Genomic DNA, 25,604 nt, shown 5'->3' on the forward strand with positions numbered 1-25,604 from the left:
GATGAAGCCACTATTCAGGCATTGGTACCTGGTGAGTATGTTGGGCGTGACCGCCATGGCGGCAGGACAGGCGCAGGCGGCGGCGACCATTCTGTTATGGCCCATCGATCCGTGGCTGTCGGCCGACAGCAAAGCGACTGAATTGTGGATCCAGAATCAGGGAAACAGTGCCACAACGATGCAGGTGCGCATTGTGCGCTGGAAGCAGGAGGGGGGCTTTGAGCGCTATACCGCCCAGCAGGACGTGGTCGCCAGCCCGCCCATCGTCACCATCGGCAAAGGCAGTAAACAGCTGATCCGCCTGATCAAACAGGGTACGGTTCCGATGGGCGTTGAACAAGCCTATCGCATTATCGTGGATGAAATTCCCCAGCCGGACGCGAAGGCCGACCCCGCCATCGGCCTTAAACTGCAGATGCGCTATTCCATACCGCTGTTCGTTTACGGACAGGGGATCCCGACAATAAAAGAGGGGGCGCATCATGCCCTCGTGGATACCCGTAACCTAAGCTGGCGCGTCACGCAGGTGGCGGGCCAGCCTGCCATTGAAGTGCGCAATCAGGGCGATGTTCACGTCAGGCTCAGCCAGGTGGCGCTGGAGCAGGGGGGACAAAAGCGCATGATTGCGGATGGCCTGCTGGGCTATGTGCTGCCGGGCAGCACCCGCAGCTGGCCGATTCCGGCCGGGATCCGCCAGCCCAGCCAGATCAGCGCGCAGATTAATGCCAGGGATGCACAATGGCAGTCGACGCCCGTCAACTGAAGCCCGCAATGATGATCCTGCTTTGCGTGAGTACCAGTACCTGGGCCGAACCGGGTGATGACAGCTTACCGCCGCCGCCGCAAGCGCAGGCGATAAACGGGGAGGCGGTTTTCCAGCTCGCCCTGGTACTGAACCACTACGACACCGGGCTGGTGGTTCCCGTGACGCAACGCGACGGCGCTTACTATATCTCCAGCGCCGATTTGCTGCGCGCCGGGCTTCCGCCTGAACATGTGCCCAACGGCGACGTCAATCTCAGCACGCTTCCGGCGGTGCGGGTGGAGTACGACAGTCCCGCCCAGCGTCTGCTGCTGACCGTGCCCCGTGAGTGGATAACCTCCCGCGTCACCCCGTTTGGCGGCCAGCCGACGCAGAGTAAGCCTCACAATGGCAGAGGCGCGCTGCTCAATTACGATTTTTATACCAACCATACCGAGCACGTCGGCGGGCAGGCCTCGCTCTGGCATGAATTCCGCTACTTCAATGAAAACGGTTCATTCTCCTCCACCGGCTACGCCCGCGAAAATTTCACCGGCAACGACGGTCAGCAGGAGGGCTATGTCCGCTATGACACCACCCTTCTGGTGACCAACGAGGAGGACGCCACCACCTGGACCGCCGGGGATGTCATCAGCGATGCCCTGAGCTGGAGCAGCAGCGTCCGCATGGGCGGGATCAGCTATGGGCGTGATTTCTCCCTGCGTCCGGACCTGGTGACCTGGCCGCTGCCGGAATTTTCAGGTGAAGCGGCGGTGCCGACCTCGGTCGACCTCTTCATCAACGGCTACCGCTCCGGGTCCACGCAGCTGCAGCCCGGGCCGTTCACCCTGACGAACCTGCCCTACATTAACGGCGCCGGGGATGCGGTGCTGGTCACCACCGATGCGCTGGGGCGCCAGGTGAGTACCACGCTGCCGTTTTACGTCACCAGCGATCTGCTGAAAGAAGGGCTGAGCGACGGGGCCGTTACCCTGGGGAGCCTGCGGCGCAACTACGGCATTAAGAATTTTGACTACGGCCCGGCGGCGGGGAGCGGATCGTATCGCTACGGCCTGACGGACTGGCTGACGCTGGAGGGGCACGCCGAAGGCGCGGAGGAACTGGCGCTCGCCGGTGCGGGGACGGTGGTCAAGCTGGGGCGTTTTGGCGTGGTGAATACCTCGTACAGCCAGAGCCGGATGCGCGGAGATGACGGCGGGCAAATCAACTGGGGCTACCAGTACAGCACCAGCGAGTTCAGCCTCGCCACCCAGCATACCCGCCGCGATCGCGGCTTTGGTAACCTGGCCCTGTATGACCAGCCGACGGTGTACGACGAAAATGACCGCCCCATCGCCAGCTTTAGCCGCAATACCGATCAATATTCCCTGACCTTCAACCTGGGGGAATACGGCAACATCGGGGCGGCCTGGATCGGCGTGGAGAGCTTTGACAGCCAGAAAACCGAGCTACTTAACCTCTCCTGGAGCCGAAATCTGTGGGGCTCCAGCAGCATTTACCTCGCCGCCAGCCGGGACCAGCAGCGGGGCGACTGGACGGTCGCGATGTCATTCCAGGTGCCGCTGGGCGAACGCGACAGCGCGGCGCTCACCGTGGAAAATACCCCGGATGCAGGCAGCACGCAGCGCATCAACTACAACCACTCGATGCCCTCCGACGGCGGCTTCAGCTGGAATATGGCGTGGGCGAACCAGTCGCGATCGAATAACTACCAGCAGGGAACGGTGGGCTGGCGCAATAACAATATCGAGCTGCAGGGGGGCGGGTACGGCGAGAAGGGCATGATGACCTGGTGGAGCGAAGCGATGGGCTCCCTGGTGCTGATGGACGGCGAACTGTTTGCGGCAAACAAAATCAACGATGCGTTTGTGGTCATCAGCACCGATGGACAGCCGGATGTCCCTGTCAGCTATGAAAACCAGCCGGTTGGTAAAACCAACCGCAACGGGTATCTGCTGGTGAGCGGCGTCTCGGCCTATTACCCGGCAAGCTACAGTATTAATACCCTCAACCTGCCTGCCGACACACGGCTGAAAGAGACCGAGCGGCGGGTGGCGATCCGCCGCCACAGCGGTTATCTGGTGGATTTCCCGATGGAACAGGAGCGGGTAGCGAGCGTCATCCTGCACGACGCGCAGGGGGAGGCCATTCCGGTGGGAAGCCAGGTTCGACGCGCCTCGCGCAGCAATGCGGTGGTGGGATATGACGGGATTGCCTGGCTGGAAAACCTCAGCGACGTCAATCTGCTCGACGTCACGACGCCGACAGGCAAACGCTGCAGGGCAACGCTGACCATCGGCGCGAACCCGGACCACAGGCTGCAAACCTACGGCCCGCTGGTCTGCCGGGAGGGGCCATGAAGCGCTGGGTGATGTTGCTCCTGCTGCTGCTCTCCGGCGGCAGCTGGGCGGCCTGTACCGTCAGCACGGTCAATGCGTCGTTCGGCAGCGTCACGTCGTTTGCGCTGAGCGGCTCCGGGGAGGTGGAGACCACCGGCACGCTGGTGGTGGCGTGTGATGCGATACTCAACCTGCTGACGAACGACTCGGTGACGCTGAACTACACCGCAGCAACGATATCGGCCAACAGTCGTGCGACCCTGAAACGCACCGATAATGCCGCCATCACGGACGTGATCCCCACCCGGCTGTGTGGACTTTCGGGTTGCGCGAGCAGCAGTGAGGTACAGATAAGTAAATCGTATACCTGGAGCGGAAATACCTTGCTGGGATTGCTCGGGTCAAAGCAGTACAACATTCCGCTCTATTTCCGCACCGTCGCCGGACAAAACGTCTCTGCCGGGCCGTATCAGGTGCAGTTAACCTTCAGCGTTAACTACAGCGTCTGTTCCGTGGGGGCGCTCGGTATTTGCACCATCAATCAAACGGGAACCGCGACGACCAGTATTCTGCTTAACCTGACCGTCACCAACGACTGCAGCGCCATGACCACGCCGGACGTCAACTTTAGCAGTGCGCCGCTGGTGCAAAATTTCCCCACGGTCTCGCAGGCGATTGCCGTCACCTGTACCAAAGGCAGTACCTATACCATCGGGATTAACAATGGTGCCAACGCGCTGAATAACGTGCGCCGGATGGTGAGCGGCAGTAACTACCTGAGTTATGACATCTATAAAGAAGCCACGACTAACCGCTGGGGCAGCAGCGGCAGCGAACGCTGGACCAGCGCGACCTCCTCGCTGGTCAGCGCCGACGGCCTGCTGCGTACCTATAACTACACCGCCAAAGTCCTGACGAATCAGGCCACGCCACCCGCCGGTACCTACACCGATACGCTGATTGTTGACGTCGCGTTTTAACCCCGCGCTTTTCCCTTTCGCAAATGTAAAGTTCCTGTGGCCTGTGCCGATAACACCGTTAATAAATCTATGAGAAGGTGTTGTATGTTGAACCGTATCCGCGTTGTCACAATGCTAATGATGGTGCTGGTCATTTTCGCACTACTTCAGCTTATCTCCGGCGGGCTTTTTTTCTCGTCGTTAAAACAGAACCAGGACAGCTTCGCCGCCTCGAACGATCTCCGCCTGCAGCAGAGTGAGCTTACGTCGACGTGGGATCTGATGCTGCAAACGCGCATCAACCTGAGCCGCTCGTCCGCGCGCATGATGATGGATCCGAACAATCAGCAGAGCAGCGCGAAAACCGATCTGCTAAAAAATGCCCGGGCTACGCTGGCCGACGCGGCTAAACACTACGCCGCCTTCAGGCAAATCGCACCGCAGCCTGCTATGGCGCAGGTGAGCCAGAACATTGATGAAAAATACAGCGCCTACTATGCCGGGCTGACGGAGCTGATCCAGTTCCTGGAGAGCGGCAATATGGACGCCTACTTCGCACAGCCGACGCAGGGGATGCAAAACGCACTCGGCGCGGCGCTGGGGGAATACGCGAAGGCCAGCGGCGATCTGTATCACTCGGCCTTTACTGAAAGCCAGAATGACTACCGCTTTGCGAAATGGCAGATGGCGGTATTGGCCCTGGCGCTGGTCATTGTGCTGTTCGCTGTGTGGTACGGCATTCGCCACATCCTGCTGAACCCTCTCGGCCGCGTGATTGCCCATATTCGCGAGATTGCCTCTGGCGATCTGACCAAAACGCTGACCGTTTCCGGACGTAACGAGATCACCGAGCTGGCCAACAGCGTCGACCACATGCAGCGTTCATTGATCGAGACCGTCGCCAACGTGCGTAACGGATCCGAGGCGATCTATACCGGCACCAGCGAAATCGCGATGGGGAATAACGATCTCTCATCTCGTACCGAGCAGCAGGCGTCGGCGCTGGAAGAGACGGCCGCCAGCATGGAGCAGCTCACCGCAACCGTGAAGCAGAACGCCGATAACGCCCGCCAGGCGTCTCAGCTGGCGGAAAGCGCCTCCGAAACCGCGCAGCGCGGCGGTCGCGTGGTGGATGGCGTGGTGAAAACCATGCACGAAATCGCCGACAGCTCGAAGAAAATCGCCGACATCATCAGCGTCATCGACGGCATTGCCTTCCAGACCAACATTCTGGCGCTGAACGCCGCCGTGGAAGCGGCGCGTGCGGGCGAACAGGGACGCGGGTTTGCCGTGGTGGCCGGAGAAGTGCGCAACCTGGCCAGCCGCAGCGCCAACGCGGCAAAAGAGATTAAATCCCTGATTGAAGACTCCGTCTCCCGCGTGGATACCGGCTCCGTGCTGGTGGAAAGCGCCGGGGAGACCATGAATGACATCGTGAATGCCGTCACCCGCGTGACGGACATCATGGGTGAAATCGCCTCTGCGTCCGATGAGCAGAGTCGTGGTATCGACCAGGTTGCCCTGGCGGTATCGGAAATGGACCGCGTGACACAGCAAAACGCCGCCCTGGTGCAGGAGTCCGCTGCGGCGGCCGCTGCGCTGGAAGACCAGGCGAGCCGTCTGAAGATGGCCGTCTCGGCGTTTCGTCTCGCTTCACTCGCTGGAAATACGGTCACTGCGCAGGCTACGTACCGCGCGCCAGCCGCCGACACGGCGGTCACCCGCACCCGTGCTGCAACGACCGGACAAGATGAAAACTGGGAAACATTTTGACTGACAATTAAACCGCGGCTGCTTGCCGCTTGATGGGAGCGTGGATGTTAAATCGTATTCGTATCTCGACCACACTGTTTTTGATTCTGATCCTTTGCGGTGTGTTGCAGGTTGGCAGTAACGGGTTGTCTTTTTGGGCGTTTCGCGATGGCTATCAGAATTTGCAGGACGTTGAGGCGAGTAATCAGCAGCGCTCCGCACTGGCACAAACGCGTGCCGTGCTGTTGCAGGCAAGTACTGCGCTGAACAAGGCAGGAACCTTAACCGCGCTCAGCTATCCGCCGGATGACATTAAGGCGCTGATGGCAACGGCGCGCGACAGCCTGAAGCAGGCAGACGCACAGTTTAAGGCCTTCACGGCGCAGGCGGCCGACAGCGAGAAAGAGAAAGCGCTGAAGGCGGCCATGAAAAAGAACTTTGAGCAGTGGTACAGCGATCTGGACCACCAGGCGACCTGGCTTGAGAACAACCAGCTTTCGGACTTCATGACCGCTCCGGTCCAGGCGTCTCAGGCGGCGTTTGACGGCAGCTTTGACGCGTGGCAGCAGGATATCAATCAGTCCGTTCTGCGCGCCGGTGAAGCAAGCCGCACCAGCTATCACATGTCTGGCGTTATCTTTGCCGTCGTTGTGATTCTGGCGGGGCTGCTGACCGGCGGGGCGCTGCTCTGGGCGCGCAGAATGATTGTGCAGCCGCTGGCGATTATCAGCAGCCACTTCGACAGTATTGCGAAGGGGGATCTGGCGCGTCCGGTGGCGGTGTTTGGCAAAAACGAAATTTCGGCGATCTTTGCCAGCCTGAAGGCCATGCAGGGGTCGCTGCGGGAAACGGTATCCGACGTGCGTCAGGGCAGTTACGCCATGCATACGGGGATCTCAGAGATTGCGGCGGGGAATAACGATCTCTCGTCCCGCACCGAGCAGCAGGCGGCGTCGCTGGCGCAGACGGCGGCCAGTATGGAACAACTGACCGCGACGGTAAGCCAGAACGCCGATAACGCGCGCCAGGCGTCTGACCTGTCAAAACAGGCGGCGCTGACGGCGAAGAGAGGGGGCGATCAGGCCTCTCACGTGGCCAGCACCATGCAGGAGATTGCCGCCAGCTCGCAGAAGATCGGCGACATCATCAGCGTGATTGACGGTATTGCGTTTCAGACCAACATCCTGGCGCTGAACGCCGCCGTGGAAGCGGCGCGCGCCGGCGAGCAGGGACGTGGGTTTGCGGTGGTGGCAGGTGAAGTGCGAAACCTGGCGAGCCGCAGCGCCAACGCGGCGAAAGAGATTAAGTCCCTCATTGAAGAGTCGGTCTCTCGCGTCCAGCAGGGGTCTGCCCTGGTGGATACGGCGGCGCATACCATGCACGAGATCGTCACCTCGGTGACGCGGGTTAACGACATCATGGGCGAAATTGCCTCGGCGTCGGACGAACAGCGTCGCGGGATAGAGCAGGTGGCTCAGGCCGTTAGCCAGATGGATCAGGTGACGCAACAGAATGCCTCGTTAGTTGAGGAAGCGGCAGCGGCAACCGATCAGCTGGCCAGCCAGGCGGATCGTCTCACCGGGCTGGTCGCGGTATTTAATGTGAAAGAGCACGTTGAAGCAGTAACAGAAGTCGGGCGGTCGCAGGCCGTGCCAGTTGTATCCTGAATGTAATTAAGAAGGCGCTATGACATCACCAATGCCCCCTGGGCAAACGTCATTATTGTTGCAGATGACACAGCGCCTCGCGCTGTCCGACGCGCATTTTCGTCGGATATGTCAGTTAATCTACCAGCGTGCGGGGATCGTGCTTGCGGATCATAAGCGGGACATGGTCTACAACCGACTGGTGCGGCGCTTGCGTACGCTGGGGCTGGATGATTTTGGCCGCTATCTGAGCATGCTCGAAGCGAACCAGAACAGCGCGGAGTGGCAGGCTTTTATTAACTCACTCACGACCAACCTGACGGCCTTTTTCCGTGAAGCCCACCACTTTCCGGTTCTGGCCGAGCACGCGCGCCGTCGCACCGGGGAGTATCGCGTATGGAGTGCGGCCGCCTCAACGGGCGAAGAGCCGTACTCGCTGGCGATCACCCTTGCAGACACGCTGGGCATGGCGCCGGGACGCTGGAAAGTCTACGCCAGCGATATCGACACCGAGGTGCTGGAGAAAGCGCGCAACGGCGTGTATCGCCAGGACGAGCTGAAAACGCTGTCGCCGCAGCAGCTGCAGCGTTACTTCATGCGCGGTACGGGGCCGCATGAAGGCCTGGTTCGCGTACGCCAGGAGCTGGCGAACTGCGTCGAATTCGCGCCCGTTAACCTGCTCGATAAGCAGTACAACGTGCCGGGGCCTTTCGACGCCATTTTTTGCCGTAACGTCATGATCTATTTTGATAAAACGACGCAACAGGACATTCTGCGTCGGTTTGTTCCGTTGCTCAAGCCTGACGGTTTACTGTTTGCCGGGCATTCGGAAAACTTCAGCAACCTCGCGCGTGAGTTTAGCCTGCGTGGGCAAACGGTATATGCGCTGAGTAAGGAAAAAGCATGAGTAAAATCAGGGTATTGTCTGTCGATGATTCAGCGCTGATGCGTCAGATCATGACTGAAATCATCAATAGCCACAGCGACATGGAGATGGTGGCCACTGCGCCCGATCCGCTGGTAGCGAGGGATTTAATTAAAAAATATAACCCCGACGTACTAACGCTGGATGTCGAGATGCCGCGCATGGATGGCATAGATTTTCTTGAGAAATTGATGCGCCTGCGTCCCATGCCGGTGGTGATGGTCTCCTCCCTGACCGGGAAAGGATCGGAAATCACTCTGCGCGCGCTGGAGCTGGGAGCGGTGGATTTTGTCACCAAACCGCAGCTCGGCATTCGCGAGGGGATGCTGGCGTACAGCGAGATGATCGCCGAGAAAATTCGCACCGCCTCGCGCGCGAAGCTCGCGGCCCACAAGCCGATGGCCGCGCCGGCAACCCTGAAGGCCGGACCGTTACTCAGCTCGGAAAAACTGCTGGTTATTGGGGCGTCAACCGGAGGAACAGAGGCAATTCGCCATGTACTCCAGCCATTGCCGCTTTCAAGTCCGGGTATTCTGATCACGCAGCATATGCCGCCTGGCTTTACCCGCTCCTTCGCCGAACGTCTGAACAAGCTGTGCCAGATCAGCGTGAAAGAGGCGGAAGACGGCGAGCGCGTGCTGCCGGGACATGCGTATATCGCGCCGGGGGACAAGCATATGGAACTGGCGCGCAGCGGCGCTAACTATCAAATCAAAATTCATGACGGACCGCCGGTTAACCGGCACCGTCCGTCGGTGGATGTGCTGTTTCATTCGGTGGCGAAACATGCGGGGCGCAACGCCGTTGGGGTGATCCTGACGGGGATGGGCAACGACGGTGCCGCCGGAATGCTTGCAATGCACCAGGCTGGCGCCTGGACGATTGCGCAGAATGAAGCAAGTTGTGTGGTGTTCGGCATGCCGCGCGAGGCCATCAATATGGGTGGCGTGAGCGAAGTGGTCGATCTTAGCCAGGTAAGCCAGCAGATGCTGGCGAAAATCAGTGCCGGACAGGCAATACGTATTTGACTCAGGAGTATTATTTTATGGCGGATAAAGAGCTTAAGTTTTTGGTTGTGGATGACTTTTCCACCATGCGTCGCATTGTGCGCAACCTGCTGAAAGAGTTGGGCTTCAACAACGTTGAAGAAGCAGAAGACGGCGTGGATGCGCTGAACAAACTGCAGGCTGGCGGGTTTGGTTTTGTCATCTCCGACTGGAACATGCCGAATATGGACGGTCTGGAGCTACTGAAAACCATTCGTGCAGACGCGGGCATGGCGTCTATGCCGGTGCTGATGGTCACTGCAGAAGCGAAAAAAGAGAACATCATTGCCGCTGCACAGGCGGGCGCAAGCGGCTACGTGGTGAAGCCATTCACCGCAGCGACCCTGGAAGAGAAGCTCGGTAAGATCTTCGAGAAACTCGGCATGTGAGGTGTTGGTGATGATGCAACCTGCAATGAAACCCGTTGAAGAACACTCGCCGAGCGACATCATCGTCCGCATCGGCAGCCTGACGCGCATGCTGCGTGACAGCCTGCGTGAACTGGGGCTGGATCAGGCCATTGCCGAAGCGGCGGAAGCGATCCCGGACGCCCGCGACCGTCTGGACTACGTTGTGCAGATGACCGCTCAGGCAGCTGAACGCGCGCTGAACAGCGTTGAAGCCTCACAGCCGCACCAGGATGCGATGGAAAAGGGCGCGAAAGCCCTGACCCAACGCTGGGATGAGTGGTTTGAGAATCCCATCGAGCTGGCGGATGCCCGCGAACTGGTGACCGACACCCGTCAGTTCCTGGGGGATGTGCCGGGCCACACCAGCTTCACCAACGCCCAACTGCTGGACATCATGATGGCGCAGGATTTCCAGGATCTGACCGGTCAGGTCATCAAGCGCATGATGGATGTGATTCAGGAGATTGAGCGCCAGCTGCTGATGGTGCTGCTGGAGAACATCCCGGAACCGGCTGCCCGTCCAAAACGCGAGAACGAAAGCCTGCTCAATGGCCCGCAGCTCGACGCCAGCAAGGCGGGCGTCGTGGCAAGCCAGGACCAGGTGGACGACCTGCTGGACAGCCTCGGCTTCTGATTGTCCATTCCGCCTCAGGGGGGTTACGCCGCCTGAGGCGGTTTACGACAAAATCACCGAAAAGAGCCCGAATAAACGGGCTTTTCCCGCCATTGGATTTCCGCTGCGCTGGCATGATACCCGTGACGTAATGGGCTGAGCATGCACTGTGGCAGAAGAGAACGACGACAAAACGGAAGCCCCCACACCCCACCGACTTGAAAAGGCGCGTGAGGAAGGGCAGATCCCCCGATCCCGAGAATTGACCTCCCTGCTGATCCTTATCGTAGGCGTGTGCATTATCTGGTGGGGTGGGGAGTCGCTCGCCCGCAAGCTGGCGGGGATGCTCTCCACCGGCTTACGTTTTGACCACAGCATGGTCAACGACCCGAATCTGATCCTCAGCCAGATTATTCAGCTGATAAAAGGGGCCATGGTTGCGCTACTGCCCCTGATTACCGGCGTGGTGCTGGTGGCGCTGGTCTCCCCGGTGATGCTGGGCGGGCTGGTCTTTAGCGGTAAATCGCTGCAACCCAAATTTTCAAAACTGAACCCGCTGCCGGGCATTGCGAAAATGTTCTCGGCGCAGACCGGGGCCGAGCTGCTCAAGGCTATTCTCAAATCGGTGCTGATGGGCAGTTCCGCAGGATTTTTCCTCTGGTACCACTGGCCCGAAATGATGCGCCTTATCAGCGAGTCGCCCCTTACCGCGATGAGCAATGCGCTGAACCTGGTCGGGCTTTGCGCGCTGCTGGTGGTGCTCAGCATTATTCCGATGGTGGGTTTTGACGTTATCTTCCAGCTCTATTCCCACTTCAAGAAACTGCGAATGTCACGTCAGGACATCCGCGACGAATATAAGCAGATGGAAGGTGACCCGCACGTGAAGGGGCGCATCCGGCAGATGCAGCGTGCCGCCGCCCGTCGCCGCATGATGGAAGATGTGCCGAAGGCGGACGTCATCGTTACCAACCCGACGCACTATTCCGTGGCGCTGCGCTATGACGAAAACAAAATGAGCGCGCCGAAAGTGGTGGCAAAAGGGGCGGGGCTGATTGCATTGCGCATCAGGGAAATTGGTACCGAAAATCGCGTGCCGATCCTGGAAGCGCCTCCGCTGGCGCGAGCCCTCTACCGCCACGCGGATATCGGACAACAGATCCCTGGTCAGCTCTACGCCGCGGTGGCGGAAGTGCTGGCCTGGGTATGGCAGTTGAAGCGCTGGCGTCTGGCCGGCGGTCAACGGCCTGTCAAACCTGAGAACCTTCCGGTGCCTGCCGCGCTGGATTTTATGAACGAGAAGGACACTGATGGCTAATCTGGTGGCAATGTTGCGCCTGCCCGGCAACCTGAAATCGACCCAATGGCAGATCCTTGCCGGGCCGATCCTCATCCTGTTAATTCTGTCGATGATGGTACTGCCGCTCCCGGCGTTCATCCTCGATCTGCTTTTCACCTTCAATATTGCGCTGTCCATTATGGTGCTGCTGGTGGCGATGTTCACCCAGCGCACGCTGGAGTTCGCCGCGTTCCCGACCATTCTGCTGTTTACCACCTTGCTGCGGCTGGCGCTGAACGTGGCCTCCACGCGTATCATCCTGATGGAGGGCCACACCGGCGCGGCAGCGGCGGGTAAGGTGGTCGAGGCCTTCGGCCACTTCCTGGTGGGCGGGAACTTCGCTATCGGTATCGTGGTGTTCGTTATCCTCGTGATCATCAACTTTATGGTTATCACCAAGGGTGCCGGGCGTATCGCGGAAGTGGGCGCGCGTTTTGTGCTGGACGGGATGCCGGGCAAGCAGATGGCGATCGACGCCGATCTGAACGCCGGGCTTATCGCCGAAGATGAAGCGAAAAAGCGCCGCGCGGAAGTGACCCAGGAAGCGGACTTCTACGGCTCCATGGACGGTGCAAGTAAGTTTGTGCGCGGGGATGCCATCGCGGGCATCCTGATCATGGTGATTAACGTGGTCGGCGGCCTGTTGGTGGGGGTACTGCAGCACGGGATGGACATGGGCCACGCGGCGGAAAGCTATACGCTGCTGACCATTGGTGACGGTCTGGTCGCACAGATCCCGGCGCTGGTTATCTCCACTGCGGCGGGCGTTATCGTGACCCGCGTCAGTACCGATCAGGACGTTGGCGAGCAGATGGTGGGCCAGCTCTTCAGTAACCCGCGCGTGATGCTGCTGGCGGCTGCGGTGCTTGGGCTGCTCGGCCTGGTGCCGGGGATGCCAAACCTCGTGTTCCTGCTGTTTACGGCGGGGCTGCTGGGGCTGGCCTGGTGGATGCGTGGCCGTGAGACCAGGCCAGCTGCGGATCCGGTTCCGGTGAAAATGCCGGAGAACACCCAGGCCGTAGAAGCGACCTGGAACGACGTTCAACTGGAAGATTCCCTGGGAATGGAAGTGGGGTATCGCCTGATCCCGATGGTGGATTTCCAGCAGGATGGCGAGCTGCTCGGCCGCATCCGCAGCATCCGTAAAAAATTCGCCCAGGACATGGGCTTCCTGCCGCCGGTGGTGCATATCAAGGACAATATGGACCTGCCGCCTGCGCGCTATCGTATTCTGATGAAGGGTGTTGAAATTGGCAGCGGCGATGCTTACCCGGGACGCTGGCTGGCGATTAACCCTGGCACTGCAGCAGGCACGCTGCCGGGCGAGCAGACCGTCGATCCGGCCTTTGGCCTGGCGGCAATCTGGATTGAAAGCGCGCTGAAAGAGCAGGCGCAAATTCAGGGTTATACGGTTGTCGAAGCCAGTACCGTGGTGGCAACCCACCTTAATCATCTGATTGGGCAATTCTCGGCAGAGCTGTTTGGCCGTCAGGAAGCGCAGCAGCTTCTCGATCGCGTGACGCAGGAGATGCCGAAGCTGACGGAAGACCTGGTGCCGGGCGTGCTGACGTTAACCACGCTGCACAAGGTGCTGCAAAACCTGCTTGAGGAAAAAGTGCCGATCCGCGATATGCGTACCATCCTGGAAACCCTTGCCGAGCATGCGCCGCTGCAGAGCGATCCGCACGAGCTGACAGCGGTGGTGCGCGTGGCGCTGGGGCGTGCGATCACCCAGCAGTGGTTCCCGGGAACCGGCGAAGTCCAGGTGATTGGCCTCGATACGCCGCTTGAACGCCTGCTGCTGCAGGCCCTGCAGGGCGGCGGCGGCCTCGAGCCTGGCCTGGCGGATCGCCTGCTGGAGCAAACTCAGGAGGCGCTGGCGCGTCAGGAGATGCTGGGCGCGCCGCCGGTGCTGCTGGTCAACCACGCGCTGCGTCCGCTGCTGTCGCGCTTCCTGCGCCGCAGCCTGAATCAGCTTGTTGTGCTGTCGAATCTGGAACTGTCGGATAACCGCCATATCCGCATGACGGCAACGATTGGAGGAAAATAATGAAATGGCTATGGATTTTGCTCTTCCCGCTGGCGGCTCAGGCCGCCGGGGAAGGGACCTGGCAGGCAAGCAGCATGGGCGTGACCCTCAGCAACCGGGGTGTCGCCATGTCTTCTAATCCGCTGTCGCCCTCTGAAACGGTTTCTGGTCAGATGGGGATGGTGGTGTGGAACTACAGGCTGATTGGCCCAACGCCAGCCGGACTGCGGGTGCGCCTCTGCTCACAGACCCGCTGCACGGAAATCGACGGCGAAAATGGCACAACGCAGGCGTTCAACGGCGTGCCGGCCATTGAACCTTTACGTTTTATCTGGGAAGTGCCGGGCGGAGGACGTTTGATCCCGGCGCTGAAGGTGCAGAGCAATTCTGTCATCGTCAACTACCGCTAGCTGCCTGCCTTTGTCACCAGCCATCAGTCAATTCTGATGGCTGTCTCGCAAAATTGACCTCACCTTTTGATGCAACAGAAACGCTGTTTTATAAATTAGTGACACGCGTGACGCGACTCTTTGCATTTTTGCCATTTACCCTGCCCGTGATGGCAGAAACAGAAAGGTATCAGGACGTCGTTGCATTTACTGTAGCCGTGTAAAAACTCCCCGATGAGCCTTACTTGCAGGGAGTCTCCCAAATTTGCTTAGGGTTGACGGCAATGAAAACACGTAAAATTGGACTCGCAAATTATCTTGCTTACGGGGCAGGCGATTTTCTCGGGGCTGGTACGACCGCTCTGACGGCGGCCTGGCTTTTGTATTTTTATACCACCTTCTGTGGACTCACACCGATTGAAGCAACCTTCATCTTTGCCGCTGCGAGGGTGCTGGATGCTGTTGTCAGCCCGTTAATGGGCTTTTTGACGGATAACTTCGGTACGACCTGGCCTGGAAAGCGCTTTGGTCGCCGTAAGTTCTTTATCCTGCTAGGCATTCCGTGCGTGTTCAGCTACTCGTTGATGTGGGTAGGGGACATGAATTTCTGGTACTACCTGCTGACCTATCTGGTGTTTGATATTGTCTACACCATGATTCTGGTGCCTTACGAGACGCTGGTGCCGGAAATGACCGACGACTTCAAACAGAAAACCAAGTTCTCCGGGGCGCGTATTTCTATGGCGCAGATGTCAGCGATTCTGGCCTCCTTCCTGCCGGGGATCCTGCTCACCCACTTCGGTAAAGACAACGCCATCTCATTCTTTTACGCAAGCCTGGTTTTCTCCGTGCTGTGCGCCCTGATGCTGACCTTTGTCTGGTTCTTTACCTGGGAGCGCCCGCGTGAGGAGTGGTCTGAAGCGGCGCTGCGTGCCGAAGAAGAGAAGAAGAAACTGACGCTGGGGCAAAGCATCAATCGTCTGTTTGTCGAATTAAGCTCTACGCTGCGCATCAAGATTTTCCGCCAGCATCTTGGCATGTACCTCGGCGGCTACATCGCACAGGACGTATTTAACGCAGTCTTCACCTACTACGTGGTGTTTGTGCTGATGCAGGAAGCGTCAATGGCGTCCAACCTGCTGGGCACGATGGCTATCTTCCAGTTCCTCGCCGTGATCGGGATGATCCCGCTGTGTATTCGCTTCGGACCTGCGCCGTCCTACCGCATGGTGGTGGTGCTGTTTGGCCTGGCGTCTCTCTCTTACGCCATGCTCTATTACGCCGGTCTGAGCGACGTCTACGCTCTGCTGTTGCTGATCTCTGCGGTGGCTGGGCTGGGTCGCGGCGGTATTAACTACGTGCCATGGAATACCTATACCTACATTGCTGACGTGGATGAAGCGATCACCGGCCAGCGCCGGGAAGGGATTTTCGCTGGCATCATGACCCTGACCCGTAAGGCGTCACAGGCCGGTGCGGTGATGCTGGTAGGCATCGTGATGCAAATGTCCGGCTTTGTCAGCGGTCAGAAGGTACAGCCTGCGGAAGTGAGCCACACCATTCTGCTGATCCTGAGCGTGGGCACCATCCTGGTGCTGTTCTGCGGTTTCCTCGTTTCCCTGCGCTTCAGGCTTAATTTGCAGACCCACAGCACGCTGCGCGAGGAGACCGCGAAAATGCGTGAGTGTGGTCATGCGATGCCGGAGTCAGCGACGCCACACGCCCGCGCCACCGTCGAGATGCTGGCCGGTATGCCTTATGAGTCACTGTGGGGCAATAACAACATCGGTTATCTGAATCGCAATAAGCCAGCTGCATCTTCGCTGAAGGATCGCGCGGTACTCAATTCGACATACAACAGAGGTTAAGATGATGAAAGTTTGGCCTGTCAAACATAGCCCGCTATTGCGTCAGCCAGAGCGCTTTATCGCCCGGGACGAGCTGAAATCACTGATTCAAAAAGTGACGCACAACCTGGTCAATATCCACGACAAAACGGGTGAATTTTTGCTGCGGCTGGACGACGGGCGCGTGATCGACACCAAAGGCTGGGCCGGATGGGAGTGGACGCACGGCGTCGGCCTGTATGGCATCTGGCAGTACTACTGCCAGACCGGTGACGAAGGGATGCGCAACATTATCGACAGCTGGTTTGCCGACCGCTTTGCGGAAGGCGCCACCACCAAAAACGTCAATACGATGTCGCCGTTTCTGACGCTGGCCTATCGCTACGAAGAGAGCAAAAACCCGGCCTGGCTGCCGTGGCTGGAAAGCTGGGCGGAGTGGGCGATGACTGAAATGCCACGCACCGAACACGGCGGCATGCAGCACATCACGCTGGCGGAAGAGAATCATCAACAGATGTGGGACGACACGCTGATGATGACGGTGCTGCCGCTGGCGAAAATCGGCAGGCTGCTGAATAAGCCGGAGTACGTAGAGGAGGCGATTTATCAGTTCCTGCTCCACGTGCAGAACCTGATGGACCGGGAGACGGGGCTGTGGTTCCACGGCTGGAGCTACGACGGCAACCATAACTTTGCCCGGGCCCGCTGGGCGCGCGGCAACAGCTGGCTCACCATCGTGATCCCCGACTTCCTCGAACTGGTTGATCTGCCTGAAAACAACGCCGTGCGCCGTTATCTGGTGCAGGTGCTGAATGCGCAGATCGCCGCGCTGGCAAAATGTCAGGACGAAAGCGGGTTGTGGCATACGCTGCTGGACGATCCTGATTCTTATCTGGAGGCGTCGGCCACGGCAGGGTTTGCCTACGGAATTCTGAAGGCCGTGCGCAAGCGTTATGTCGGCGCAGAGTACGCTGAGGTGGCGGAGAAAGCGATTCGCGGTATTGTGCAAAATATCTCGCCGGAAGGGGAGCTGCTGCAAACCTCGTTCGGGACGGGAATGGGCAGCGATCTCGATTTTTATCGTCAAATACCGCTGACGTCGATGCCGTATGGCCAGGCAATGGCGATTCTGTGCCTGACGGAGTATTTACGCAAATATTTCTGACGGCTGCTTAATAATTTCATTACTGCAAAGCCCCTCCTTAAAGGGGCTTTTTTTATAATAACGGCGGGTAAATATAATACGCCATAAATATGATGTTCCGTTTATATTTACGACATGAATAATACAATTAAAATAAATTCAGGCTGTTATTAATATGTGATTTTCTTCACAAAATGCATTCCGTATTTATCCTATTTTTTAATTGCATTAAGACTCTTCCAATACACATTTAAGGAGTGACGCAATGGAAAATGCAATGGGCAGTATTGTTATTAATCCTTCTGTAAATATGCATGCCGATAAAATGTCGGATGAACATCTTCAAATGTTCGAATCGGTTTTCAATGATATCGACGGCGCGGGCTATACCCCGCTACTGTTTGTCGGTAGCCAGCTCGTGGCTGGCCAACTGCATACCTTTATTGCGCTTCGCCGTTTCATGCATGCAAAGGGGCAGGAAAAATCACTGGTTAAGGTCATTATTTTTCAAAGCCTGAACAATGAGTTGGCTATTCATTCGATCTCAGAATTCTAATCATTTTATTTACGGATAATTATTTAAACTGAAAAGGAAATCATTATGTGGAAATCAGCGAAAAGAGATGAATTTATTCCGTTGGACGCGCCTGTGGCCGGTTATGAAATTGGGGTGCCAGGTATTAAAGGACCTTCACCGTTATTTGTTATTCGCGCAAAACTGAATAATGGTATTCATCCGGGTAAATGGGTGTTCGGCAATACTGCTTGGGTCCCGTGGGGAGGGAGCGAGCACCTGTGTAATGAATTTGAAATTTACGTGGGCGCGTTAAAATGGGTAGACGTTAAGGGGAAAAATTTCCCACCGAATATGGTTGAGGCGGGGCATGAAGCCAATGGTGCTAAGCTCTACGTTGCACGTGCAAAATTCGATAATGGCCTCTTTGTTGGTAAAGCAGGAAGCCACCTTAGCAGAGGATGCTGCATCGGTTATAACGGCAGAGAGTATGAATTAGATACCTTCCAGGTGCTCGTTCACGACTAACCGCAATCATTCATAAAAAAACCCGGCGACCGCCGGGTTTCTTTTTTACATACGTTCTACGGTTTCGATACCCAGGGTATCCAGACCCAGCTTCAGGGTCTTCGCCGTCAGCTGAGCCAGCTTCAGGCGGCTGTTACGCACCGATTCATTTTCTGCAGAGAGAATAGGACAGTGCTCGTAGAAGCCGGAGAACAGACCCGCCAGATCGTACAGGTAAGCACACATCACGTGCGGCGTGCCGTCACGCGCGACAACCGTCAGCGTCTCTTCGAACTGCAGCAGACGCGCCGCCAGCTGTGCTTCACGATCTTCCGTGATGGTCACTGTCGCATTAGCCAGCACGCTTTCATCAATGTTCGCCTTGCGGAACACGGAGAGCACGCGGGTATAGGCGTACTGCATGTACGGCGCCGTGTTGCCTTCAAACGCCAGCATGTTGTCCCAGTCGAAGATGTAGTCGGTGGTGCGGTTCTTGGAAAGATCCGCGTATTTCACCGCGCCGATACCGACGGCGTTGGCCAGTTTTTCCAGTTCGTCAGCAGGCATGTCCGGGTTCTTCTCTGCCACCAGGCGACGGGCGCGCTCCAGCGCTTCGTCCAGCAGATCGGAAAGCTTCACGGTACCGCCCGCGCGGGTTTTGAACGGCTTGCCGTCTTTACCCAGCATCATGCCGAACATGTGGTGTTCCAGCGGCACGCAGTCCGGCACGTAACCGGCTTTACGCACGATAGTCCACGCCTGCATCAGGTGCTGGTGCTGACGGGAGTCGATGTAGTACAGCACGCGGTCCGCATGCAGGGTTTCGTAACGGTATTTCGCACACGCGATGTCCGTGGTGGTGTAGAGATAGCCGCCATCCTTTTTCTGGATAATCACGCCCATCGGTTCGCCTTCCTTGTTTTTGTATTCATCAAGGAACACTACCGTTGCGCCTTCGCTCTCCACCGCCAGGTTTTTGGCTTTCAGGTCCGCCACAATGCCTGGCAGCATCGGGTTGTACAGGCTTTCACCCATCACGTCGTCGCGAGTCAGGGTCACGTTCAGACGGTTATAGGTAAGCTGGTTCTGGGACATGGTGATGTCAACCAGCTTGCGCCACATCTCGAGGAAGTATTGATCCCCGCCCTGCAGCTTCACCACGTAGCTGCGCGCGCGCTCGGCAAAGGCTTCGTCTTCGTCATAGTGCTTTTTGGCTTCGCGGTAGAACCCTTCCAGGTCCGCCAGCGCCATTTCACCCGCGTTTTCCTGCTGCTGTTTTTCCAGGTAAGCAATCAGCATGCCGAACTGGGTGCCCCAGTCGCCCACGTGGTTCGCGCGGATCACCTTGTGACCGAGGAACTCAAGGGTGCGTACCGCGGCGTCACCGATGATGGTGGAGCGCAGGTGGCCTACGTGCATCTCCTTCGCCACGTTCGGGGCTGAGTAGTCGACCACCACGGTCTGCGCTTCCGGCTGGGAAACGCCCAGACGGTCAGACTTCAGCGCCGCGTCAACGTGGCTCGACAGGAACGCAGGCTCAAGGAAAATATTGATAAAGCCCGGACCAGCAATTTCGGTTTTGCTGGCAATGCCGGAGAGATCCAGATGCGTCAGTACCTGCTCAGCGAGCTGTCGCGGCGGCATGCCCAGTTTTTTAGCCACTGCCATCACGCCATTAGCCTGATAGTCGCCAAACTGTACTTTTGCTGACTGACGAACCTGCGGTTCGCAATCCGCAGGTGCGCCTGCGGCAATCAGTGCCTGACTGACTTTTTCGGAGAGAAGAGCCTGAATATTCACCTGGATACCTTACGTTTTTGATGCGGGCTTACAACCGCCCGCGCCAGTTAAAGAATTTAGGGCGGGAGTATACTGCAAATGCCTTCTGGCGTCAGCATTGCGGGGCCCGAAGATTGCTCAGAATCCAGGCTAAGAAAGCGTGCATAACCATGCAGTCATAAAAAGCCGGATTCTGCGGTTGGTCAAAACGGGGCAACGGAGTAAATTAGCGGCTTTGCGACACGAAAAGAGACTGACTTATGGCGAACTGGCAATCCATTGACGAACTGCATGATATTTCCGCAGATTTACCGCGCTTCACAAAGGCGTTCACAGAACTTGCCACCCGTCTTGGTCTGGATATCGTGCCGCTTGAGGCGGATCACATTTCCTTGCGCTGCCACCAGAATGCCACCGCCGAGCGCTGGCGTCGCGGGTTTGAACAGTGCGGCGAGCTGCTCTCTGAGAACATCATCAATGGACGCCCCATTTGCCTGTTCAAACTGCATGAGCCGGTGAACGTGGCGCACTGGCAGTTCACCGTGGTTGAACTGCCGTGGCCGGGCGAGAAACGCTATCCGCACGAAGGCTGGGAGCATATCGAAATCGTCCTGCCGGGTGAGCCGGAAACGTTGAACTCGCGGGCTCTGGCCCTGCTGTCAGACGACGGGTTAAGCAAGCCGGGAATTTTTGTGAAGACGAGTTCACCCAAAGGCGAGCGCGAGCGTCTGCCTAACCCGACGCTGGCCGTGACGGACGGGCAGGTGACCGTGAAATTTCATCCCTGGACCATTGAGCAGATCGTTGCCAGCGAAGCCTGAGAGTTGTGATTCGTCGCTGAGACACGAAACGAGAGGCGTGCCATGATGGCGCGTTAAGCTGATTTTAAGGAGAAGCAGATGGCGCTGCTGGAGATTTGTTGTTACAGCGTGGCGTGTGCCGTTACGGCGCAACAGATGGGAGCTGACCGTATTGAGCTATGCGCCGCCCCGAAAGAAGGGGGGTTAACGCCTTCATACGGCGTGTTGAAGTCTGCCCGCCAGGCCGTCACCATCCCGGTCCACCCGATTATTCGGCCTCGCGGCGGCGATTTTTGTTACACGGCGGGCGAGTTCAGTGCCATGCTTGAAGATATCGCGCTGGTTCGTGACCTGGGCTTCCCGGGGCTGGTTACCGGCCTGCTTGATGAAGATGGTCACGTCGACCTGCCGCGGATGCGTAAGGTGATGGACGCCGCGAAAGGAATGGCCGTCACCTTTCATCGTGCGTTTGATATGTGCAAAGATCCCCTGCAAGCGTTTGATACGCTTGCCGAACTTGGCGTAGCGCGCGTCCTGACATCGGGACAGCAGTCTTCGGCGGAAAAAGGTCTGCAATTAATTACGGAACTAAAAGCACATTCCGGTGTTCCAATAATAATGGCGGGGGCGGGAGTCCGTGCCAGCAATCTGGAACGGTTTTTAAACGCCGGGGTGGAAGAGCTTCACAGCTCTGCGGGGAAATGGATACCTTCACCCATGCGTTATCGCAATACAGGGCTGTCAATGTCGACGGATGCTGAAGCGGATGAATATTCTCGCTACGGCGTAGAGGGAGAGTCGGTTGCGGAAATGAAGTCGCTGATTGAGCGTCATCACGTGTAGCAACGTACCGATTTTTACCGCGCATCATGTCGCCCAATATGATGCTTGCTTGTACCAGGCCCCTGCAATTTCAACAGGGGCCTTTTTTTATCCCCTCACCCCACAGGGGAGAGGGGAAAACTACGGCTTGGTCGCAATCAACACCGCACGCATCGGTGCAGGATAGCCTTCAACGGTTTTGCTGTGGTCGGCCGGGTCGAGGAACTGCTCCAGCGATTCGGTGATCATCCAGTCGGTGCGGCGCTGCTCTTCGATAGACGTTACGCAAACATCGGCAATGCGCACATCCACAAATCCGCATTTCTCCAGCCAGTTTTTCAGCGCCAGCGCGGACGGGATGAAGTAAACGTTGCGCATCTGCGCGTAGCGATCGCCCGGAACCAGAACCGCATGCTCATCGCCTTCAATCACCAGCGTTTCCAGCACCAGCTCGCCGCCGCTGACCAGCTGATCTTTGAGCTGCCACAGGTGTTCAAGCGGGGAACGACGATGATACAGCACGCCCATCGAGAAGACGGTATCGAACGCTTTCAGGGCAGGGAGCTGCTCTATGCCCAGCGGCAGCAGATGCGCGCGCTGGTCGTTGCCGAGCAGTTTTCGCACCGCCTCAAACTGGCACAGGAAGAGCTGCATCGGGTCGATGCCGACCGCCAAATGGGCTCCCGCGCCAATCATGCGCCACATGTGGTAACCGCTGCCGCAGCCTACGTCCAGAATGGTGCGCCCGGTCAGGTCGGAAAGGTGCGGCAGTACGCGATCCCACTTCCAGTCTGAGCGCCACTCGGTATTGATGTTCACGCCGTACAGCGAGAACGGCCCTTTGCGCCACGGCATTAAATTACGCATCAGCGTTTCGATGCGGTTGATCTGCCCGGCAGGGAGCGGCTCTGCGCTTTCCGCCGTCACGCTGTGCAGTAAATCCAGACGATGCGGTGTTAGCTCCGGCAGATACTCCACGGCATTTGACCACTGCTTTAACAGACCGTGCTGCTGATCGCGCTGCCAGGCGGCAATCTGCGCCGGCAGGGTCTCCAGCCAGTGGGAAAGATGATTTTTAGCAATCAGCTGATAAAAGTTTCTGAATTCAATCATGCGGCATCCCCGGCTTTTAGCGCCACCAGAGAGCCAAAGTTAAAGCACTGGAACCACAGTTCGCTGTGCTCAAAACCGGCTTTGTGCAGGCGCGCTTTATGGGTTTCCACGGAGTCCGTCAGCATCACGTTTTCCAGCATGCTGCGCTTCTGGCTGATCTCCAGCTCGCTGTAGCCGTTCGCCCGTTTGAAATCGTGGTGCATGTTGAACAGCAGCTCGCCTACTTTGGCATCCTCAAAGCTGAATTTTTCAGAAAGCACCAGCGCGCCGCCGGGATTCAGCCCCTGGTAAATTTTGTCCAGCAGCAGCTGGCGGTCTTCAGGCACCAGGAACTGCAGGGTAAAATTCAGCACTACCATCGAGGCGTTGTTAATCTCGATCTCGCGGATATCGCCTTCCACCACGTCCACCGGAACGGGGGCTTTGTACGCGTCAATATGGCGACGGCAGCGTTCCACCATGGCCGGGGAGTTATCGACGGCAATGATTCGGCAGCCATCGTGATGAATGTTACGACGTACCGACAGCGTTGCCGCGCCGAGCGAGCAGCCCAGGTCATAGACCTGCGTACCGGGTTGAACGAAGCGCTCAGCCAGCATACCGATCATAGAGATAATATTGGAATAACCGGGAACAGAGCGCTGGATCATATCCGGGAAGACTTCGGCTACCCGTTCATCGAAGGTCCAGTCGCCCAGGCTGGCGATAGGCGCGGAAAAAAGCGTGTCGCGATCTGACATAACGTAAAAATCCGGGAAAAATAAAGTGGCGTATTGTGCGCTAATGGAGGGAGAAAACCAACTCCCACGGCATATACCACAGGTTAGCCAGCACCATCAGCAAAAGCGAACACCAGGTCGCGCTCATGCCGGAACGACGCCAGCGGAATAAACGGTGGTGAAAGCCGTAATAATGCATTAACCGGCCAGCAATAAGCATCAGGCCACAAATATGCACCATCCAGGTTTCCGCGCCATTCATCTCCATAAACAGCAGCAGGATGAGAGCAACGGGAATGTATTCCACCGCATTACCGTGAATGCGAATAGCGCTTTGCAGTTCGGAGAAACCGCCGTCGCCGTAAGAGACGCGGTACTGCATCCTGAGGCGCACAACATCAAACGAAAATTTAATCAGCAGTAATGCACCTAACACCGCATACAGCGCGCTGACCATACTAACTCCCTGTTTTTTGGCAGATGGCACTTCACTATGATAGGGGGTGATATCAGAAAAGAGAAGATTGTTGTGGGATGGAAGGGACACTGCCCACGGACGGCACCGCGGCCTGCAAGGCCTGCCACAGAGCATCGACCAGTTCGGGCGCCTGAGCAATATCCGGCGTGTGCAAAAAGAGGTACGGCGTGGTGGTGTGCTCCCAGCTCGCGAGTTTTTGCAGCCAGACGGCGAACATCGCCTGATTTTGCTGCATATTGTCGCTGCCGATGAACCTGACCATCGGGTTCTGTGCGGTCACGATGGCGTGGACCGGCACTTTCGGTTTTTTACGCTGAGCATCAACGATGGCCTCGTTATGCGGTACCGCGCTGTGCACCGGACGACTGTCGAGGATCACCCGGTTAACGGAACGATCCAGCAGGCCCCGGTTGAGCGTTTTTTCGGCTTCGCCTTTCGCAAAGAAGTCCTGATGTCGGACTTCCACGCCGTAGGTGAATTCGCGGGGCAGGGCATCCAGGAACTGCCACAGGGCGGGCAGATCGCGCGGGCCAAACGTGGCGGGAAGCTGGAGCCAGTATTGTCCAATTCGGTTCGCCAGCGGCGACATGCGCGTGAAAAATTCTTCCGTTAAGTCCCCGCAGTTGCGCAGCGCGGCCTGGTGGGAAATGGTCGCCGGAAACTTAAAGCAGAAACGGAAATCGTCCGTTGTTTGCTCCCGCCAGCGTTCGACTATTTCGGCTTTGGGCAGCGCATACAGCGTGGTGTTACCCTCGACGCAGTTAAAGTGTCGGGCATACTCTTCAAGGCTGGTAATGCCCAGGCGCACCCATTTCGGGTGCGACCACTGGGGCAGGCCCACGTACATCATAGCGCGCTTAAAATCTCATCCGTGCTGCGCACGCGTCCGATGCGCGGGAAGATATGGGTCATGCTGCCCTGATGCTGCTCCGCGGAAGCCGCGCTGCAGGCATCTTCAGCAATCACCAGATTAAAGCCCAGCTCCCAGGCGTTACGGGCTGTCGATTCCACGCCGATGTTGGTGGATATGCCGCACAGAATAATGGTGTCGATACCGCGGCGGCGAAGCTGCAGCTCAAGGTCGGTCCCGTAGAACGCGCCCCACTGGCGTTTAGTTACTTCGATATCGCTGTCGCGTTTGCCCAGCGACACCGGGTACGTCCACCAGTTTTCCGGCAGGGCATGCGCGGGCGCCTGGGCATCAACGGGCTGTTTTAACGCCTCGGCGAAATCAGCGGACCAGCCGACGCGCACCATGACCACAGTGGCACCGCTGGCGCGGCACTTCTCGGCCAGGCGAGCGGCGCGGCTGACGACTTCGTCCGCTGCGTGTGGGCCACCGGCGAAGGGCAGGATCCCTTCCTGTAAATCAATCACAACAAGCGCGGTTTTGCGGGCATCAAGTGTTAACATCGTCACTCCAGGTAAATTAATCACTTCCGTAACACCTTACGACGTGATGACCTGTTATTGGTCGGATAATTTTGTTAATTTTTGTGAGAATGCGCAATAAGAGTGCAGCAAACGACCGTCTGGCGGTGGTTCGCTCTTATCGTCCGGCGGAATTTCCAGTATAATAGCCGCCTTTTTTCATCCAGTTGTGACATACAGAAAGCTGCGACATAGTAGCCTGCATACCAGGCGACATTTAGCCTGCGGCTAATTAAGGGA

General features: G+C 57.7%; 24 protein-coding genes. 18 read left to right on the top strand and 6 right to left on the bottom strand.

Going from position 1 to position 25,604, the window contains the following annotated elements:
• The first annotated feature begins 1 nt into the window (after window position 1).
• The 16 genes from IM313_RS16040 to IM313_RS16115 all read left to right on the top strand — a co-directional run bounded on the left by IM313_RS16040 (window position 2) and on the right by IM313_RS16115 (window position 18,243).
• Complete coding sequence (locus tag IM313_RS16040) at window positions 2-763, top strand: molecular chaperone (protein WP_045260435.1); 762 nt, start codon at window positions 2-4, stop codon at window positions 761-763.
• Window positions 739-3,123 carry a fimbria/pilus outer membrane usher protein gene (locus IM313_RS16045; protein WP_193034361.1) on the top strand — a complete coding sequence of 795 codons (2,385 nt, stop codon included), beginning with the start codon at window positions 739-741 and terminating at the stop codon, window positions 3,121-3,123. The genes IM313_RS16040 and IM313_RS16045 overlap by 25 nt, the downstream gene beginning before the upstream one ends.
• Window positions 3,120-4,082: a spore coat U domain-containing protein gene (locus tag IM313_RS16050; protein WP_045260325.1), complete on the top strand. Its 963-nt coding sequence runs from the start codon at window positions 3,120-3,122 to the stop codon at window positions 4,080-4,082. The genes IM313_RS16045 and IM313_RS16050 overlap by 4 nt, the downstream gene beginning before the upstream one ends.
• A gap of 84 nt (window positions 4,083-4,166) precedes the next feature.
• Window positions 4,167-5,834, top strand: a complete 1,668-nt coding sequence (tar, locus tag IM313_RS16055) for a methyl-accepting chemotaxis protein II (protein ID WP_047367823.1) — start codon at window positions 4,167-4,169, stop codon at window positions 5,832-5,834.
• A gap of 44 nt (window positions 5,835-5,878) precedes the next feature.
• Window positions 5,879-7,480 carry a methyl-accepting chemotaxis protein IV gene (gene tap / locus IM313_RS16060; protein WP_192971752.1) on the top strand — a complete coding sequence of 534 codons (1,602 nt, stop codon included), beginning with the start codon at window positions 5,879-5,881 and terminating at the stop codon, window positions 7,478-7,480.
• A 19-nt stretch (window positions 7,481-7,499) separates the two neighbouring features.
• Window positions 7,500-8,366 (top strand): protein-glutamate O-methyltransferase CheR, encoded by an 867-nt coding sequence (gene cheR, locus IM313_RS16065; protein WP_014884342.1) that lies wholly within the window; start codon window positions 7,500-7,502, stop codon window positions 8,364-8,366.
• Window positions 8,363-9,412 (top strand): chemotaxis response regulator protein-glutamate methylesterase, encoded by a 1,050-nt coding sequence (locus tag IM313_RS16070; RefSeq protein ID WP_014884341.1) that lies wholly within the window; start codon window positions 8,363-8,365, stop codon window positions 9,410-9,412. The genes cheR and IM313_RS16070 overlap by 4 nt, the downstream gene beginning before the upstream one ends.
• A 17-nt stretch (window positions 9,413-9,429) precedes the next feature.
• Window positions 9,430-9,819, top strand: a complete 390-nt coding sequence (gene cheY, locus IM313_RS16075; protein ID WP_008500431.1) for a chemotaxis response regulator CheY — start codon at window positions 9,430-9,432, stop codon at window positions 9,817-9,819.
• A 10-nt stretch (window positions 9,820-9,829) separates the two neighbouring features.
• Window positions 9,830-10,474 (top strand): protein phosphatase CheZ, encoded by a 645-nt coding sequence (cheZ, locus tag IM313_RS16080; protein ID WP_028013643.1) that lies wholly within the window; start codon window positions 9,830-9,832, stop codon window positions 10,472-10,474.
• 148 nt (window positions 10,475-10,622) lie between these two features.
• Window positions 10,623-11,771 carry a flagellar biosynthesis protein FlhB gene (gene flhB, locus IM313_RS16085; RefSeq protein WP_041909432.1) on the top strand — a complete coding sequence of 383 codons (1,149 nt, stop codon included), beginning with the start codon at window positions 10,623-10,625 and terminating at the stop codon, window positions 11,769-11,771.
• Window positions 11,764-13,842 (top strand): flagellar biosynthesis protein FlhA, encoded by a 2,079-nt coding sequence (flhA, locus tag IM313_RS16090; RefSeq protein ID WP_028013641.1) that lies wholly within the window; start codon window positions 11,764-11,766, stop codon window positions 13,840-13,842. Before flhB ends, flhA begins: the two co-directional genes overlap by 8 nt.
• Window positions 13,839-14,231, top strand: coding sequence for a flagellar protein FlhE (locus IM313_RS16095; protein ID WP_028013640.1), 393 nt, complete (start codon window positions 13,839-13,841; stop codon window positions 14,229-14,231). Before flhA ends, IM313_RS16095 begins: the two co-directional genes overlap by 4 nt.
• A gap of 263 nt (window positions 14,232-14,494) precedes the next feature.
• Entirely contained in the window at window positions 14,495-16,078 is a 1,584-nt protein-coding gene (locus IM313_RS16100; protein ID WP_045631221.1) for an MFS transporter, read from the top strand.
• 4 nt (window positions 16,079-16,082) lie between these two features.
• Window positions 16,083-17,222, top strand: a complete 1,140-nt coding sequence (locus IM313_RS16105; protein ID WP_192971794.1) for a glycoside hydrolase family 105 protein — start codon at window positions 16,083-16,085, stop codon at window positions 17,220-17,222.
• Between the two features lie 244 nt (window positions 17,223-17,466).
• Complete coding sequence (locus IM313_RS16110; RefSeq protein ID WP_028013637.1) at window positions 17,467-17,757, top strand: hypothetical protein; 291 nt, start codon at window positions 17,467-17,469, stop codon at window positions 17,755-17,757.
• A 45-nt stretch (window positions 17,758-17,802) separates the two neighbouring features.
• Window positions 17,803-18,243 carry a DUF3421 domain-containing protein gene (locus IM313_RS16115; protein WP_028013636.1) on the top strand — a complete coding sequence of 147 codons (441 nt, stop codon included), beginning with the start codon at window positions 17,803-17,805 and terminating at the stop codon, window positions 18,241-18,243.
• Window positions 18,244-18,288: 45 nt separating this feature from the next.
• Here IM313_RS16115 and argS read toward each other — a convergent pair whose 3' ends face one another.
• Entirely contained in the window at window positions 18,289-20,022 is a 1,734-nt protein-coding gene (gene argS / locus IM313_RS16120; RefSeq protein ID WP_192971753.1) for an arginine--tRNA ligase, read from the bottom strand.
• 239 nt (window positions 20,023-20,261) lie between these two features.
• Here argS and IM313_RS16125 point away from each other — a divergent pair, with 239 nt between their 5' ends.
• Together IM313_RS16125 and cutC are read left to right on the top strand one after the other, a co-directional pair.
• Complete coding sequence (locus tag IM313_RS16125; protein ID WP_059358200.1) at window positions 20,262-20,822, top strand: VOC family protein; 561 nt, start codon at window positions 20,262-20,264, stop codon at window positions 20,820-20,822.
• A 78-nt stretch (window positions 20,823-20,900) separates the two neighbouring features.
• On the top strand, window positions 20,901-21,644 hold the full coding sequence (gene cutC, locus IM313_RS16130) for a copper homeostasis protein CutC (protein WP_028013633.1): 744 nt from the start codon (window positions 20,901-20,903) through the stop codon (window positions 21,642-21,644).
• A gap of 120 nt (window positions 21,645-21,764) precedes the next feature.
• Here the strand turns inward: cutC and cmoB are convergent, their stop codons facing one another.
• Genes cmoB through IM313_RS16155 form a run of 5 tightly spaced genes read right to left on the bottom strand, consistent with a single transcriptional unit; the run spans window position 21,765 to window position 25,346 of the window.
• The gene (gene cmoB, locus IM313_RS16135) at window positions 21,765-22,736 is read right to left on the bottom strand and encodes a tRNA 5-methoxyuridine(34)/uridine 5-oxyacetic acid(34) synthase CmoB (protein WP_192971754.1); all 972 of its coding nucleotides are present in this window, start codon (window positions 22,734-22,736) and stop codon (window positions 21,765-21,767) included.
• Window positions 22,733-23,476 (bottom strand): carboxy-S-adenosyl-L-methionine synthase CmoA, encoded by a 744-nt coding sequence (gene cmoA, locus IM313_RS16140; RefSeq protein WP_045260318.1) that lies wholly within the window; start codon window positions 23,474-23,476, stop codon window positions 22,733-22,735. The genes cmoB and cmoA overlap by 4 nt, the downstream gene beginning before the upstream one ends.
• A 40-nt stretch (window positions 23,477-23,516) precedes the next feature.
• A complete protein-coding gene (locus IM313_RS16145) occupies window positions 23,517-23,912 on the bottom strand; it encodes an MAPEG family protein (protein ID WP_028013630.1) in 396 nt (131 codons plus the stop codon).
• 52 nt (window positions 23,913-23,964) lie between these two features.
• Window positions 23,965-24,783 (bottom strand): DUF72 domain-containing protein, encoded by an 819-nt coding sequence (locus tag IM313_RS16150; RefSeq protein ID WP_048998640.1) that lies wholly within the window; start codon window positions 24,781-24,783, stop codon window positions 23,965-23,967.
• Window positions 24,780-25,346 carry a hydrolase gene (locus tag IM313_RS16155; RefSeq protein ID WP_048998641.1) on the bottom strand — a complete coding sequence of 189 codons (567 nt, stop codon included), beginning with the start codon at window positions 25,344-25,346 and terminating at the stop codon, window positions 24,780-24,782. The genes IM313_RS16150 and IM313_RS16155 overlap by 4 nt, the downstream gene beginning before the upstream one ends.
• Between the last annotated feature and the right edge of the window lie 258 nt (window positions 25,347-25,604).

The sequence above is a fragment of the Enterobacter cloacae complex sp. P2B genome (assembly GCF_014895985.1).
Lineage (GTDB): Bacteria > Pseudomonadota > Gammaproteobacteria > Enterobacterales > Enterobacteriaceae > Enterobacter > Enterobacter bugandensis.

Excerpts from the sequence above, each read along its gene's own strand:
- IM313_RS16145 (WP_028013630.1), bottom strand. The coding sequence starts at position 23,912 with ATGGTCAGCGCGCTGTATGCGGTGTTAGGTGCATTACTGCTGATTAAA.
- IM313_RS16115 (WP_028013636.1), top strand. The coding sequence starts at position 17,803 with ATGTGGAAATCAGCGAAAAGAGATGAATTTATTCCGTTGGACGCGCCT.
- IM313_RS16070 (WP_014884341.1), top strand. The coding sequence starts at position 8,363 with ATGAGTAAAATCAGGGTATTGTCTGTCGATGATTCAGCGCTGATGCGT.
- cutC (WP_028013633.1), top strand. The coding sequence starts at position 20,901 with ATGGCGCTGCTGGAGATTTGTTGTTACAGCGTGGCGTGTGCCGTTACG.
- IM313_RS16045 (WP_193034361.1), top strand. The coding sequence starts at position 739 with ATGGCAGTCGACGCCCGTCAACTGAAGCCCGCAATGATGATCCTGCTT.
- IM313_RS16155 (WP_048998641.1), bottom strand. The coding sequence starts at position 25,346 with ATGTTAACACTTGATGCCCGCAAAACCGCGCTTGTTGTGATTGATTTA.
- cmoA (WP_045260318.1), bottom strand. The coding sequence starts at position 23,476 with ATGTCAGATCGCGACACGCTTTTTTCCGCGCCTATCGCCAGCCTGGGC.
- IM313_RS16050 (WP_045260325.1), top strand. The coding sequence starts at position 3,120 with ATGAAGCGCTGGGTGATGTTGCTCCTGCTGCTGCTCTCCGGCGGCAGC.
- cheR (WP_014884342.1), top strand. The coding sequence starts at position 7,500 with ATGACATCACCAATGCCCCCTGGGCAAACGTCATTATTGTTGCAGATG.
- IM313_RS16110 (WP_028013637.1), top strand. The coding sequence starts at position 17,467 with ATGGAAAATGCAATGGGCAGTATTGTTATTAATCCTTCTGTAAATATG.
- IM313_RS16040 (WP_045260435.1), top strand. The coding sequence starts at position 2 with ATGAAGCCACTATTCAGGCATTGGTACCTGGTGAGTATGTTGGGCGTG.
- IM313_RS16125 (WP_059358200.1), top strand. The coding sequence starts at position 20,262 with ATGGCGAACTGGCAATCCATTGACGAACTGCATGATATTTCCGCAGAT.
- IM313_RS16100 (WP_045631221.1), top strand. The coding sequence starts at position 14,495 with ATGAAAACACGTAAAATTGGACTCGCAAATTATCTTGCTTACGGGGCA.
- cheZ (WP_028013643.1), top strand. The coding sequence starts at position 9,830 with ATGATGCAACCTGCAATGAAACCCGTTGAAGAACACTCGCCGAGCGAC.
- IM313_RS16150 (WP_048998640.1), bottom strand. The coding sequence starts at position 24,783 with ATGATGTACGTGGGCCTGCCCCAGTGGTCGCACCCGAAATGGGTGCGC.
- flhA (WP_028013641.1), top strand. The coding sequence starts at position 11,764 with ATGGCTAATCTGGTGGCAATGTTGCGCCTGCCCGGCAACCTGAAATCG.
- IM313_RS16105 (WP_192971794.1), top strand. The coding sequence starts at position 16,083 with ATGAAAGTTTGGCCTGTCAAACATAGCCCGCTATTGCGTCAGCCAGAG.
- tap (WP_192971752.1), top strand. The coding sequence starts at position 5,879 with ATGTTAAATCGTATTCGTATCTCGACCACACTGTTTTTGATTCTGATC.
- cmoB (WP_192971754.1), bottom strand. The coding sequence starts at position 22,736 with ATGATTGAATTCAGAAACTTTTATCAGCTGATTGCTAAAAATCATCTT.
- tar (WP_047367823.1), top strand. The coding sequence starts at position 4,167 with ATGTTGAACCGTATCCGCGTTGTCACAATGCTAATGATGGTGCTGGTC.
- cheY (WP_008500431.1), top strand. The coding sequence starts at position 9,430 with ATGGCGGATAAAGAGCTTAAGTTTTTGGTTGTGGATGACTTTTCCACC.